General features: G+C 52.7%; 11 protein-coding genes, 1 tRNA gene and 1 rRNA gene. 10 read left to right on the top strand and 3 right to left on the bottom strand.

All coding sequences use genetic code 11. From position 1 onward, the window contains the following. The first annotated feature begins 2 nt into the window (after positions 1–2). The 3 genes from fis to OSH03_RS09770 all read left to right on the top strand — a co-directional run bounded on the left by fis (position 3) and on the right by OSH03_RS09770 (position 2,865). Positions 3–299 (top strand): DNA-binding transcriptional regulator Fis, encoded by a 297-nt coding sequence (gene fis, locus OSH03_RS09780; protein WP_000462905.1) that lies wholly within the window; start codon positions 3–5, stop codon positions 297–299. 181 nt (positions 300–480) lie between these two features. Further along, on the top strand, positions 481–645 hold the full coding sequence (locus OSH03_RS09775; RefSeq protein WP_014885446.1) for a DUF2556 family protein: 165 nt from the start codon (positions 481–483) through the stop codon (positions 643–645). Between the two features lie 138 nt (positions 646–783). Continuing rightward, entirely contained in the window at positions 784–2,865 is a 2,082-nt protein-coding gene (locus tag OSH03_RS09770) for a putative bifunctional diguanylate cyclase/phosphodiesterase (RefSeq protein ID WP_266178942.1), read from the top strand. On the opposite strand, the gene envR is transcribed toward OSH03_RS09770, so the two are convergent. Then, positions 2,781–3,497, bottom strand: a complete 717-nt coding sequence (envR, locus tag OSH03_RS09765) for an acrEF/envCD operon transcriptional regulator (RefSeq protein WP_266178941.1) — start codon at positions 3,495–3,497, stop codon at positions 2,781–2,783. The genes OSH03_RS09770 and envR overlap by 85 nt on opposite strands. Positions 3,498–3,881: 384 nt before the next feature. Between envR and OSH03_RS09760 the strand changes: the two genes are divergently transcribed. The 7 genes from OSH03_RS09760 (at position 3,882) to OSH03_RS09730 (ending at position 13,268) form a co-directional block, all read left to right on the top strand. Continuing rightward, entirely contained in the window at positions 3,882–5,021 is a 1,140-nt protein-coding gene (locus OSH03_RS09760) for an efflux RND transporter periplasmic adaptor subunit (protein WP_266178940.1), read from the top strand. A gap of 11 nt (positions 5,022–5,032) precedes the next feature. Next, a complete protein-coding gene (locus tag OSH03_RS09755) occupies positions 5,033–8,146 on the top strand; it encodes an efflux RND transporter permease subunit (RefSeq protein ID WP_266178939.1) in 3,114 nt (1,037 codons plus the stop codon). A gap of 302 nt (positions 8,147–8,448) precedes the next feature. Then, complete coding sequence (locus OSH03_RS09750) at positions 8,449–8,670, top strand: lipoprotein (RefSeq protein ID WP_008502867.1); 222 nt, start codon at positions 8,449–8,451, stop codon at positions 8,668–8,670. A gap of 444 nt (positions 8,671–9,114) precedes the next feature. Beyond that, positions 9,115–10,140, top strand: a complete 1,026-nt coding sequence (locus OSH03_RS09745; protein WP_061096916.1) for an amino acid ABC transporter substrate-binding protein — start codon at positions 9,115–9,117, stop codon at positions 10,138–10,140. Between the two features lie 67 nt (positions 10,141–10,207). Continuing rightward, positions 10,208–11,389, top strand: a complete 1,182-nt coding sequence (locus OSH03_RS09740) for an amino acid ABC transporter permease (protein WP_266178938.1) — start codon at positions 10,208–10,210, stop codon at positions 11,387–11,389. 9 nt (positions 11,390–11,398) lie between these two features. Then, positions 11,399–12,502, top strand: a complete 1,104-nt coding sequence (locus tag OSH03_RS09735) for an amino acid ABC transporter permease (protein ID WP_266178937.1) — start codon at positions 11,399–11,401, stop codon at positions 12,500–12,502. A gap of 7 nt (positions 12,503–12,509) precedes the next feature. Further along, positions 12,510–13,268, top strand: coding sequence for an amino acid ABC transporter ATP-binding protein (locus OSH03_RS09730; RefSeq protein WP_266178936.1), 759 nt, complete (start codon positions 12,510–12,512; stop codon positions 13,266–13,268). 106 nt (positions 13,269–13,374) lie between these two features. Here the strand turns inward: OSH03_RS09730 and rrf are convergent. Then, positions 13,375–13,490: ribosomal RNA gene (rrf, locus tag OSH03_RS09725) — 5S ribosomal RNA — on the bottom strand. Between the two features lie 43 nt (positions 13,491–13,533). Next, positions 13,534–13,609: transfer RNA gene (locus tag OSH03_RS09720), tRNA-Thr, on the bottom strand. Positions 13,610–13,616 lie beyond the last annotated feature (7 nt).

The raw sequence follows: 13,616 nt of genomic DNA, 5'->3' as shown, positions 1-13,616 counted from the left end.
CTATGTTCGAACAACGCGTAAATTCTGACGTACTGACCGTTTCTACCGTTAACTCTCAGGATCAGGTAACTCAAAAGCCCCTGCGTGACTCGGTTAAACAGGCACTGAAGAACTATTTTGCTCAACTGAATGGTCAGGATGTTAATGACCTGTATGAGCTGGTACTGGCTGAAGTTGAACAGCCACTGTTGGACATGGTGATGCAATACACCCGCGGTAACCAGACCCGCGCTGCGCTGATGATGGGTATCAACCGTGGTACTCTGCGTAAGAAACTGAAAAAATACGGCATGAACTAATTTCGATTAGCTAACTGCTTGTTTAAAAAGGCGCTACCTGGCATGGGGATGCGCCTTTTTTATTGTCGTTTTCTGTCACAGTCAACGCTTTGTAAACCTTCGCTTATCCCGCTTTTAAACCGCTTCTTTTCGTGTATATTTCCACCACTTCAGTGGCTCTCTCTTCTCGCGGAATGACACAATGATTCGTAAATACTGGTGGCTGGTTGTCTTTGCAATCTCCGTTTTCCTTTTCGATGCCCTCCTGATGCAGTGGATTGAACTGATGAGCACCGAAACCGACAAGTGCCGCAATATGAACTCCGTCAATCCGCTGAAGTTAGTGAACTGTTCAGAACTCGATTAACGCCCTGCCGTTTCCGACCTCCCCGTATTACCCACTAAAAACGGGGATTTAAATCCCTTTGAGCCGTTACCTGACGGTGATAATGTCTCGCCCTTCTCTACCTCTCCTGCGTAACGTCATACTCGAGTAGAACCGACCATGCTGGTTAGCCAATACAACCCTATCCTTGTAGCCCTCTCCTTTGCTGTTGCCATCCTTGCCGCTTACACCGCGCTGAATATGGCAGCACGTGTCGCCGGGAGTCAGGGCATCGCAGCGCGCGTCTGGCTGGCGGGAGGCGGTGTTGCAATGGGCATTGGCGTATGGGCCATGCACTTTATCGGCATGCTGGCGATGGATCTCTCCATGAGCATGAGCTACAACGCGACCCTGACGATTTTATCTATGGTCATCGCCGTGGGGTCGTCACTGTTTGCGCTATGGCTCGTCAGCTGTGAACAGCTGCGCATGCGCCGCCTGCTCCCCGGCGCTCTGGTGATGGGAATCGGTATTGTTGCCATGCATTACACCGGTATGGCAGCGCTGGAGGTGATGCCGGGGATCGTCTGGGACACGCTGTGGGTAGCCATTTCGGTCGTGATTGCGCTTGCCGCTTCGCTTGCGGCATTGTGGCTGACCTTCCGCCTGCGCCACGAAGCCGCTCAGGTGGTGCTGATGCGCCTGGGTGCCGCCATCACGATGGGAATTGCCATCGCCGGTATGCACTACGCCGGGATGAAAGCCGCGCAGTTTCCAATGTCTACCATGGTTCACCATCAGGGTATTAACGGCAGCTGGCTGGCCGTGCTGGTCAGCGTCGTCGCGCTCTCTATTCTTGGGATCACCCTGCTGGTGTCGATGCTGGATGCCCGCCTGCAGGCACGAACCGCCCTTCTGGCCTCGTCGCTGGCAGAAGCGAACCGGGAACTTGCGCAACTGGCGCTGCACGATACGCTGACGCGTCTGCCCAACCGTATCCTGCTGGAGGACCGGCTCGATCAGGCCATCAGCAAAGCTGACCGTGAAGGTACCCATTTCGCCCTCATGTTCATGGATCTCGACGGTTTTAAAGCCGTCAATGACGCCTACGGCCATGATGTCGGTGACAGGCTGCTGGTCGCCGTTACGCAGCGTCTGCTGCATCTCCTGAAGGGCCAGTTTACCCTTGCACGCATCGGCGGCGATGAGTTTGTTCTGCTGGCTGAAGGAGAAGGTCCGGACGATGCGGCCTCGCTGGCAAATTCGCTGGTGCGGGCGATCGATAGCCCGTTCACTCTCGACCCCTATGAACTGGTGGTAACGCTTAGCATTGGTATCGCCCTCTACCCTCACGACGGCAAAACCGAACGCGAGCTGATGTTTAACGCCGACGCGGCGATGTATCACACCAAGCATATGGGCCGAAACGGGTATCACTTTTTCCAGCCCTCCATGAACACGCTGGCGCAGACGCATCTTCAGTTAATGAACGATCTGTGGATGGCTATCGATCGTGATGAACTACGCCTGCTTTATCAGCCAAAATTTCACGCGCCCGCGGGCCCCCTCCTCGGGTTTGAAGCGCTGCTGCGCTGGCAGCATCCGAAGCGGGGTTTACTGACGCCGGATCTTTTCCTGCCGCTGGCGGAAAAAACCGGGCTTATCATTCCTATTGGTAACTGGGTGCTCAATGAAGCCTGTCGCCAGCTGAGGGAATGGCATCTTCAGGGGCATCGAAACTGGTCAATGGCAGTAAACCTGTCGACGCTGCAGTTCGAACAGCCCTCGCTGGTTAAAACAGTGCTCGACTGCCTGGAGCGTCATCACGTCCCGCCGGAAATGCTGATCCTGGAAGTCACGGAAACTACGGCGATGAGCAACCCCGATGAAAGCGTGCGGGTGCTGACAGAGCTTACGGATGCTGGGGTGAAAGCCTCGATTGATGATTTTGGAACCGGATATTCGAGCCTGCTGTATCTCAAGCGTTTACCGGCCTGTGAACTGAAGATAGACAGAGCGTTTGTGAAAGAGTTAAGCGGTGAAAGCGAGGATGCCACCATTGTCTCTGCGATTGTGGCCCTCGCGAAAACGCTCAATCTCAAAGTCGTGGCTGAAGGTGTGGAAACCGAAGCGCAGCAAACCTTTTTGACGGAGCTGGGCTGTAATACCTTACAGGGTTATCTGTTAGGTAAACCCGCCAGCGCGCAGACCATCGAGGCGCTTTGCGCACGGGGTGAAATGTTGCCAGGCGCTGTGGAGTAATCATCACGAGGCGACACGCGCAAGAGAGGGAGTGTCGCCAGAATACAGTCGCCCAGGGCTGGCGCCTGCTGGTAAAGATTAAAACTGTCGGTATTCATTAACCAGTTTTTAATGATGCCGCTAAAAAAACCGTGGAATACGATTATGGTCAGATCAACGTTCACCTGCGACGAAATGATGTTCCGAGAAATACATTTTTCCAGCGTAACGCGCAAAAAATCATAATTAAACCCAATGCGTTTCCTAATTTCATTCTCTGAAATCATATCGCTATTAAATTCACACTTATGATACAAAATTTGTAACAGCGCACATTGACGGGGTTCGTGCGCGATATACTGCAACGCAGTAATAAATTGCTCACGAAGCATTAACAACGGGTCGTCATTTTCGGAGAGAGAAAGCCTGTCGCGAATGATGTCACGCAGCGGTAATTGCTGTTCCCAAATGGCATTAAATATTTCTGCTTTACTGGTAAAGTGCCAGTAGATAGCACCACGCGTAACCTTTGCGGCATCTGCGATATCCGTCAGCGTCGTGCTGGCTACGCCTCGCGTCGCAAACTGCCCGATAGCCGCCTCTATCAACTGCTGTCGTGTTTGTTGAGCCTCTTCTTTCTTTTTACGCGCCATTGACAGCTACTCTTTACTCACTGGGTATATACGTAACATCAGGTTCGGATGGCTGGAAGTATTCACTAAAACCCGTTTTAATTTTGCACAAAAAAAGTCAATTTACTTAATCTATAAGTAGCCTAAATACATACCTGGAATTAAATTCACGAAATAAATGATTTGCGTATTAAACCCTATTAACCTGATTTATCGGGCAGAAGTATATCCCTCTTTTCTACGAGACCGATTCTGATTTTACCCTCAGGCCTCGTCATTCGCACTTATAAATTAAAAAACATTAAATACCCTCATTATTATACGCAGCTACATTTTATTTTTTCCCTCTGCCCCAACTACCGATCTAAGGCAAACATCGGTTAATGGGTATTTAAAGGAACAGTAATGACGAATCATTTCAGACGTTTACCCTTAGCCGGTTTCATTGTCTGCGCTGTACTGCTCACTGGATGCGATGGCCAGGAAAATCAACAACAACATGCACAGGCGCCTCAGGTCAGCGTCCATATCGTGAAAAGCGCGCCGCTGGCCGTCACAACTGAACTCCCGGGCAGAACAGATGCGTTCCGCGTTGCGGAGGTTCGTCCACAGGTTAGCGGTATCATTCTGCGTCGCAACTTCACGGAAGGTAGCGATGTAAAAGCAGGGGATTCACTTTATCAGATTGATCCTGCCACCTATCAGGCGGCTTACGACAGCGCGAAAGGCGAGCTGGCAAAGGCGCAGGCGGCAGCCAATATTGCACACCTGACGGTGAAACGTTATCTCCCACTGGTGGGAACACAGTACGTCAGCAAGCAGGAGTATGACCAGGCCGTGGCCACGGCCCAGCAGGCAGATGCCAGCGTTGTCGCCGCAAAAGCGGGCGTTGAAAGCGCACGTATCAACCTGGCGTATACCAAAGTAACGTCCCCTGTCGATGGCCGCATCGGCAAATCCAGCGTGACGGAAGGGGCGCTCGTCACGAACGGGCAGGCCGCGGCGCTGGCGACGGTCCAGCAGCTTGATCCGATTTATGTCGATGTCACCCAGTCGAGCAATGAATTTATGCGCCTGAAGCAGACGAGCCTGCAAAAAGGTGACACGGCCAGCAGCGTTGAGCTGCTGATGGAGAATGGCCAGCCCTATCCGCTGAAAGGCACCCTGCAGTTCTCCGACGTTACGGTGGATGAAAGCACCGGCTCAATCACGCTGCGCGCCATTTTCCCGAATCCTCAACACCTGCTGTTACCGGGGATGTTCGTTCGCGCCCGCATTGATGAAGGCATACAGCCAGATGCCATTCTGGTTCCGCAGCAGGGAGTGACCCGTACGCCGCGAGGCGACGCAACCGTGCTGGTGGTTAATGATAAAAACCAGGTTGAATCACGTACCGTCGTTGCGCCTCAGGCCATTGGCGACCGCTGGCTGGTGACGGAAGGGCTGAAAAACGGTGACCGCGTGATTGTCAGCGGATTACAAAAAGTCAGACCAGGGGCTACCGTCGTCGCCACGCCAGATACCACCACGACTCCCGCCGGTTAAGGAACGACGACATGGCTAATTTCTTTATTCAGAGGCCGGTTTTCGCCTGGGTACTTGCCATCATTTTGATGATTGCAGGCGGGCTGGCTATTCTCAAACTGCCCGTCGCCCAGTATCCGACGATTGCTCCGCCTGCCGTGGCAATTTCCGCAACCTACCCCGGCGCTGACGCCCAGACGGTGCAGGATACCGTGACCCAGGTTATCGAACAGAACATGAACGGTATCGACAACCTGATGTATATGTCTTCCACCAGCGATTCAGCAGGTAATGTCACCATCACCCTGACCTTCGAGTCAGGAACGGATCCGGACATCGCCCAGGTGCAGGTGCAGAACAAGCTGCAGCTCGCCATGCCGCTGCTGCCGCAAGAGGTACAGCAGCAAGGGATTGGCGTTGAAAAATCCAGCAGCAGCTTCCTGCTGGTCGCCGGTTTTGTTTCGGACAACAAAAACCTCACTCAGGATGATATCTCCGACTATGTCGCCTCGAACGTCAAAGATGCTATCAGCCGCACGACGGGCGTCGGCGACGTTCAGCTGTTTGGTGCCCAGTATGCGATGCGCATCTGGCTCGACAGCAACGCGATGAACAAATACCAGCTGACACCGCTGGATATTATCAACCAGTTGAAAACGCAGAACGATCAGATAGCGGCAGGCCAGCTGGGCGGTACGCCGTCTGTGCCCGGACAGCAGTTGAATGCCTCCATCATCGCGCAGACTCGCCTGAAATCACCCGAAGAGTTTGGCCGCGTGACGCTCAAAGTGAACCAGGACGGCTCGATGGTTCACCTGAAGGATGTCGCTCGCATTGAGCTGGGTGGCGAAAACTACAATATGGTGACCAAAATCAACGGGCAGGCAGCCACCGGCCTGGGGATTAAGCTGGCAACCGGGGCAAACGCGCTGGATACAGCGGCCGCCATCAAGAGCAAACTGGCGCAACTGCAACAGTTCTTCCCGCAGGGGCTGAAGGTCGTCTATCCCTATGACACCACGCCTTTTGTGAAAATTTCTATTCATGAAGTGGTGAAGACCCTGTTTGAAGCGATCGTTCTGGTCTTCCTGGTCATGTATCTGTTCCTGCAAAACCTGCGGGCAACCCTTATCCCCACGATTGCGGTGCCGGTCGTGCTGCTGGGGACTTTCGCAGTACTGGCGGCGTTCGGTTTTTCCATCAACACCCTGACGATGTTCGGGATGGTGCTGGCGATAGGGCTGCTGGTTGATGACGCCATCGTGGTCGTTGAGAACGTTGAGCGCGTGATGGTCGAGGACAAGCTGCCGCCGAAAGAGGCCACGCAGAAGTCTATGGAGCAGATCCAGGGCGCGCTGGTGGGGATCGCCATGGTTCTCTCGGCGGTCTTTGTTCCGATGGCCTTTTTTGGTGGCTCGACGGGCGCCATCTATCGTCAGTTCTCGCTGACTATCGTTTCCGCCATGGCGCTCTCCGTGCTGGTTGCGCTGATCCTGACGCCTGCACTCTGCGCAACGCTGCTTAAGCCCGTCTCTGGCGATCATCATGAGAAGAAAGGGGGGTTCTTTGGCTGGTTCAATGCGCTCTTTGATAAGAGCGTGGAGCACTACAGCAACAGCGTAAGCGGTATTTTGCGTAAGACTGGTCGCTATCTGGTGGTGTACGTCATTATTGTCGGTGGGATGGCGGTGCTGTTCCTGCGCTTACCTACCTCCTTCCTGCCTGAAGAGGATCAGGGGGTATTTATGACGATGGTCCAACTCCCGGCGGGTGCGACTCAGACGCGTACTCAGCAGGTTCTCGACCAGGTTCAGGACTATTATCTGACTAAAGAGAAAGCGAACGTTGAATCCGTCTTTACCGTTAACGGCTTTAGCTTTAGCGGCCAGGGCCAGAACTCCGGTATCGCCTTCGTTAGCCTGAAGCCATGGGAAGAACGTTCTGGAGAGGAAAATAGCGTTGGGGCCATCGTGGGCCGAGCGACAAAAGCCTTCAGCCAGATCAAAGACGGCCTTGTATTTCCGTTTAACCTGCCTGCCATTATCGAGCTGGGAACCGCAACGGGCTTCGACTTTGAACTTATCGATCAGGCAAACCTGGGGCATACCCAGCTGACGCAGGCGCGTAATCAGCTGCTCGGTATGGTGAAAGAGCACCCTGACCTGCTGGTTCGCGTGCGTCCTAACGGTCTGGAAGATACACCGCAGTTCAAGCTGGATGTCGATCAGGAGAAAGCGCAGGCGTTGGGTATTAGCATATCTGACGTCAACCAGACGATATCGACGGCATTGGGTGGTACCTATGTGAATGACTTTATCGATCATGGCCGCGTGAAAAAAGTTTACGTCCAGGCGGATGCGAAATTCCGTATGTTGCCGGGGGACATCAACAACCTCTACGTGCGCAGCGCGAATGGGGAAATGGTGCCGTTCTCATCCTTCAGCAGCGCTCACTGGGTTTACGGTTCCCCTCGTCTGGAACGCTATAACGGCATGCCGTCCATGGAGATCCTCGGTGAGTCAGCCCCAGGGAAAAGTACCGGTGAGGCCATGGTGATGATGGAAAGCCTGGCGGCAAAACTGCCTTCCGGCATTGGCTATGACTGGACGGGAATGTCTTATCAGGAGCGTCTTTCCGGCAACCAGGCGCCTGCCCTGTACGCCATTTCGCTGATCGTGGTGTTCCTGTGCCTGGCAGCGCTGTATGAAAGCTGGTCCATTCCCTTCTCTGTCATGCTGGTTGTGCCGCTGGGCGTCATCGGGGCGCTTTTCGCAGCGTCGCTGCGCGGGTTAAACAATGACGTCTATTTCCAGGTCGGCCTATTGACGACGATTGGCTTATCGGCGAAAAACGCCATTCTGATCGTCGAATTTGCTAAAGACCTGATGGAAAAAGAAGGTAAAGGGATCATTGAAGCCACGCTGGAAGCCTCACGAATGCGTCTTCGCCCGATCCTGATGACCTCTCTGGCCTTCATACTTGGCGTCATGCCGCTGGTGATCAGCTCCGGGGCCGGGAGCGGCGCGCAAAACGCCGTCGGTACGGGCGTAATGGGAGGCATGCTTTCCGCAACGCTTCTGGCGATTTTCTTCGTGCCCGTTTTCTTTGTGGTGGTCCGGCGACGATTTACCAACCATCAGGATTAATATATCCCTGAAGGCACCGTTTGGTGCCTTTTTTATTTTTAATATAAACAAAGGATTAGTCATTATCGGATTGCGCATTAAAACCTCATGAGTTTGCATTAAGTAAAAATGCCCTCTTGCGTCTCCATAATTTCTCCATGAATTCATTCATGAAACGCTTTTTCTCCATGATTTTTACAAACTACATAATTTGAGATTATTCCACGTGTAACGGGAACTTACCCTGGTGGTAAAATAATCTCCAGTTCGTTAATAGCCCTCCTGGCTTTGTAGCGAATGAGAAATAATACTGAGGTAACATCATGAAAAGGTTCATTTCCGTTGCACTTCTCGCTGCGCTGCTTGCTGGTTGCGCGCACGACTCTCCTTGTGTACCGGTTTACGATGACCAGGGTCGACTGGTCCATACCAATACCTGTATGAAAGGCACCACCCAGGATAACTGGGAAACAGCGGGTGCTATCGCCGGCGGCGCTGCCGCAGTAGCGGGTTTGACGTTAGGTATTGTTGCCCTGACGAAGTAACATCTGCTCAGAAAGCGCGGCTCCGGCCGCGCTTTTGCTTTTAATGAGTGCACCATTTTCTAATAAATAAAAAAGTACCGTATTTATTCTTATATGTAATTTCATCCAACCGCTATCAACACTTTTTTATATCTGATGATTTTCATACATTAATACTATTGAATACTCTGCCAATATTCACTGCTGAAACTATCTCGTCTTTTATCTCATCCCGGTTAAAACTTTTGCTCCAATTTGTGGCACAGGTTGTAATTTCGCACTGTTTCGGGGCGCTCATTTTATTTAAGCCTGTCTACACTCTGCATTAAGCGTTCAGTTATCACTTATTTCGCTGAACGCAAAACTGGCATTACGTTTGCTTTATAAACGTTGGCCAATGCCACAGACAGGTTAAGCGCTTAAAAACGCTTCTATAACAATAAATTTCGCCACACAGGATCCATTATGAAAAAGACGATGATAGCCAGCCTGACCGCTGCAGGCATGTTGTTTGCCATAGCTGGTCAAGCCCATGCGGGAACGACGCTGGATGCCGTTAAAAAGAAAGGTTTTGTTCAATGCGGTATCAGTGACGGTTTGCCTGGCTTCTCTTATGCCGATGCGAACGGCAAATTTACCGGTATTGATGTGGATGTCTGCCGTGGCGTCGCCGCTGCGGTTTTTGGTGATGACAGCAAAGTAAAATACACCCCGCTGACGGCGAAAGAGCGCTTTACGGCGCTGCAGTCCGGCGAAGTTGACATGCTCTCGCGTAATACCACCTGGACCTCTTCCCGTGACGCAGGCATGGGGATGTCATTTACGGGCGTGACCTATTATGACGGCATCGGCTTCCTGACCCACAATAAAGCGGGCCTGAAAAGCGCCAAAGAACTGGACGGCGCCACCGTGTGTATCCAGGCGGGCACCGATACCGAGCTGAACGTCGCGGATTATTTCAAAGCAAATAAGATGAAATACACCCCAGTGACTTTCGACCGCTCGGATGAATCAGCCAAAGCGCTGGAATCCGGTCGCTGCGACACGCTGGCCTCTGACCAGTCACAGCTGTATGCATTACGCATTAAGCTGAGCAATCCGGCGGAATGGATTGTTCTGCCTGAAGTAATCTCCAAAGAACCTCTCGGACCGGTTGTTCGTCGTGGCGATGAAGACTGGTTCTCTATCGTTCGCTGGACGCTGTTTGCCATGCTGAATGCAGAAGAGATGGGCATCAACTCGAAAAACGTCGATGAGAAAGCGGCGAATCCTTCCACCCCGGATATGGCGCACCTGCTCGGTAAAGAAGGTGACTTCGGCAAAGATCTGAAGCTGGATAACAAATGGGCTTACAACATCGTCAAACAGGTGGGTAACTACGCTGAGATCTTCGAGCGTAACGTGGGATCGGAAAGCCCGCTGAAGATCAAACGCGGCCAGAACAATCTCTGGAATAACGGCGGCATTCAGTACGCGCCACCAGTACGTTAAGTCATAGCTGTAACGGGCACTGCTCGGGCAGTGCCCACTCCAGAGTCATGGTTACTGAGGTTTCTTTATGTCCCATCGCCGCTCAGCCGTAAAAGGATCGCTATCCTTTTCTCATCCTGCGGTCCGCGCCTGGCTATTCCAGATTATTGCTATTGTTGCGGTTGTTCTTATCGCCGTGTATCTCATCCATAACACCATCACTAACCTGAATAATCGCGGTATTACCTCTGGCTTTGCGTTTCTGGATCGCAGCGCGGGGTTTGGGATTGTTCAGCACCTTATCGACTATCAGGAAGGAGACACGTACGGACGCGTGTTTGTGGTTGGTTTACTGAATACGCTGTTGGTATCCGCACTGTGTATTGTCTTCGCGTCCATCCTGGGCTTCTTTATTGGGCTGGCGCGTCTTTCTGAAAACTGGCTCCTGCGAAAGCTTTCCACTATTTATATTGAGACGTTTCGCAACATCCCACCGCTGCTGCAGATCTTTTTCTGGTATTTCGCGGTGCTGCGTAACCTTCCCGGTCCCCGCCAGGCCGTCGATGCGTTTGAGCTGTTTTTCCTGAGTAATCGTGGGTTATACATTCCCTCTCCGCAGGTTGCCGAAGGGATTTACGCCTTTATCGTCGCTATTATTGTTGCGCTCGCGATTTCCGTCGGCCTGTTCCGCTATAACCGCAAGCACCAGATTAAAACCGGCCAGCTTCGTAAAACATGGCCAGCAGCCGCTGCGCTGACTGTTGGCTTACCGTTAGTTGCTCACTGGCTTTTTGGTGCAGCCCTGCACTGGGATATTCCTCATCTGCGCGGGTTCAATTTCCAGGGCGGAATGGTGTTAATTCCTGAACTGGCAGCACTAACGCTGGCGCTTTCAATTTACACCTCCGCGTTTATTGCGGAAATCATCCGCTCCGGGATCGAGGCCGTACCTTATGGGCAGCACGAGGCGGCACGTTCACTCGGTTTACCGAATACCGTGACGCTTCGCCAGGTCATTATTCCGCAGGCTTTACGGGTGATCGTTCCGCCCCTGACCAGCCAGTATCTCAACATTGTCAAAAACTCATCGCTGGCAGCTGCCATTGGTTATCCGGATATGGTGTCTCTTTTCGCCGGAACCGTGCTTAACCAGACCGGACAGGCTATAGAAACCATTGCCATCACCATGTCCGTCTATCTGATCATCAGTCTGGCCATTTCGTTGCTGATGAACCTTTACAACCGTCGTATAGCACTGGTCGAGCGCTAAGGATCTATGATGACAAAAGCGATACTGTCGCACTCCTCGCGCCCTGCCAGCTCGACGGGTGGACGTTTTATTCTCTGGGCGCGTAAGAATCTATTCTCCAGCTGGAGTAATAGCCTGCTGACGATTGTCTGCCTGTGGCTCATGTGGGAATTGATCCCTCCCCTGCTGAACTGGGCGGTTATACAGGCCAACTGGGTCGGTTCAACCCGAGCAGACTGCACAAAAGCCGGCGCTTGCTGGGTGTTTATTCATGAGCGCTTCGGTCAGTTCATGTATGGATTGTATCCGCATGAACAGCGCTGGCGGATTAATCTGGCGCTGGTCATCGGCCTGCTCTCTATCGCGGTGATGTTCTGGAAAAAGCTGCCTCATCGTGGACGGTATATTGCCGGCTGGGCTGTGGTGTATCCGATTATTGTCTGGGTGCTGATGTATGGCGGTTTCCTGGGGCTGGAACGTGTTGAAACACGCCAGTGGGGCGGTCTGACGTTGACGTTGATTATCGCTTCAGTAGGGATCGCCGGCGCGCTGCCGTGGGGCATTTTACTCGCCCTGGGTCGCCGTTCAAAAATGCCGGTCGTACGCGTGCTTTCCGTTATCTTTATTGAATTCTGGCGCGGCGTACCGCTTATCACCGTACTGTTCATGTCGTCGGTCATGCTGCCGCTGTTTATGGCGGAAGGCACAACGATCGACAAGCTGATCCGTGCCCTGGTCGGGGTGATTCTCTTCCAGTCCGCCTATGTCGCTGAAGTTGTGCGCGGTGGCCTGCAGGCGTTGCCCAAAGGCCAGTACGAAGCGGCGGAATCGCTGGCGCTCGGTTACTGGAAAACGCAGGGGCTGGTGATCCTTCCGCAAGCGCTCAAGCTGGTTATCCCTGGACTGGTCAATACGATCATTGCTCTCTTTAAAGATACCAGCCTGGTGATCATCATCGGATTGTTCGATCTCTTTAGCAGCGTACAACAGGCAACCGTTGACCCTGTCTGGCTGGGTATGTCCACCGAGGGATATGTCTTTGCCGCTCTGATCTACTGGATCTTTTGTTTTAGCATGTCGCGCTATAGCCAGCATCTGGAAAAGCGCTTTAACACCGGGCGTACACCGCACTGAGGAAATTATGAGCCAGATTACTATGACACCCGCCAACGCGATGATTACGCTGGAAAACGTCAATAAATGGTACGGACAGTTTCATGTCCTGAAGGACATCAATCTTAAGGTAAAGCAGGGCGAACGCATCGTCCTTTGCGGCCCTTCCGGTTCAGGTAAATCCACAACCATTCGCTGTATTAACCATCTTGAAGAGCATCAGCAAGGGCGCATTGTGGTTGATGGTATCGAGCTGAATGAAGATATCCGCAATATCGAACGCGTGCGGCAGGAAGTGGGAATGGTATTCCAGCACTTTAATCTGTTTCCACACCTGACCGTTCTGCAGAACTGTACACTTGCGCCGATTTGGGTCCGAAAGATGCCGAAACAGGAAGCGGAGGCGCTGGCGATGCACTACCTGGAACGCGTTCGTATCGCGGAGCACGCCAATAAGTTTCCCGGCCAGATCTCGGGCGGGCAACAGCAGCGTGTGGCTATCGCCCGTTCGCTGTGCATGAAACCGAAAATCATGCTGTTTGACGAACCAACATCTGCCCTGGATCCGGAAATGGTGAAAGAGGTACTGGATACCATGATTGGGCTGGCGCAATCCGGTATGACGATGCTCTGCGTGACGCATGAGATGGGTTTTGCCAGAACGGTAGCGGATCGGGTGATCTTTATGGACCGCGGCGAGATTGTTGAGCAGGCACCGCCGAATGAGTTCTTTGCGCATCCGAAGTCAGAACGTACGCGAGCATTCCTGTCGCAGGTGATTCATTAGTCGTTTGCTCTGCCGGGTGGCGGCTTCGCCTTACCCGGCCTACGGTTTGTGCAGGGCAGAAACGCAAAAAGGCCATCCTTGCGGATGGCCTTTTCACTTATTTGATGTCTGGCAGTTCCCTACTCTCACATGGGGAGACCCCACACTACCATCGGCGCTACGGCGTTTCACTTCTGAGTTCGGCATGGGGTCAGGTGGGACCACCGCGCTAAAGCCGCCAGACAAATTCTTTTACTTCTTGCCGAACTTTAACCTAAGTATAAAGTGGTGCTGATACCCAGAGTCGAACTGGGGACCTCACCCTTACCAAGGGTGCGCTCTACCAACTGAGCCATATCAGCACGCTAA

It is taken from the genome of Enterobacter nematophilus (assembly GCF_026344075.1).
In the GTDB taxonomy this organism is placed as follows: Bacteria; Pseudomonadota; Gammaproteobacteria; order Enterobacterales; family Enterobacteriaceae; genus Enterobacter; species Enterobacter nematophilus.
The sequence above is the reverse complement of the archived record's forward strand: the minus strand, read 5'-3'. Positions and strand labels throughout refer to the sequence as shown.

What these genes read in the sequence shown, in the direction of transcription:
- fis (WP_000462905.1), top strand. Translation starts at nt 3, where the DNA reads ATGTTCGAACAACGCGTAAATTCTGACGTACTGACCGTTTCTACCGTT.
- OSH03_RS09775 (WP_014885446.1), top strand. Translation starts at nt 481, where the DNA reads ATGATTCGTAAATACTGGTGGCTGGTTGTCTTTGCAATCTCCGTTTTC.
- OSH03_RS09770 (WP_266178942.1), top strand. Translation starts at nt 784, where the DNA reads ATGCTGGTTAGCCAATACAACCCTATCCTTGTAGCCCTCTCCTTTGCT.
- envR (WP_266178941.1), bottom strand. Translation starts at nt 3,497, where the DNA reads ATGGCGCGTAAAAAGAAAGAAGAGGCTCAACAAACACGACAGCAGTTG.
- OSH03_RS09760 (WP_266178940.1), top strand. Translation starts at nt 3,882, where the DNA reads ATGACGAATCATTTCAGACGTTTACCCTTAGCCGGTTTCATTGTCTGC.
- OSH03_RS09755 (WP_266178939.1), top strand. Translation starts at nt 5,033, where the DNA reads ATGGCTAATTTCTTTATTCAGAGGCCGGTTTTCGCCTGGGTACTTGCC.
- OSH03_RS09750 (WP_008502867.1), top strand. Translation starts at nt 8,449, where the DNA reads ATGAAAAGGTTCATTTCCGTTGCACTTCTCGCTGCGCTGCTTGCTGGT.
- OSH03_RS09745 (WP_061096916.1), top strand. Translation starts at nt 9,115, where the DNA reads ATGAAAAAGACGATGATAGCCAGCCTGACCGCTGCAGGCATGTTGTTT.
- OSH03_RS09740 (WP_266178938.1), top strand. Translation starts at nt 10,208, where the DNA reads ATGTCCCATCGCCGCTCAGCCGTAAAAGGATCGCTATCCTTTTCTCAT.
- OSH03_RS09735 (WP_266178937.1), top strand. Translation starts at nt 11,399, where the DNA reads ATGACAAAAGCGATACTGTCGCACTCCTCGCGCCCTGCCAGCTCGACG.
- OSH03_RS09730 (WP_266178936.1), top strand. Translation starts at nt 12,510, where the DNA reads ATGAGCCAGATTACTATGACACCCGCCAACGCGATGATTACGCTGGAA.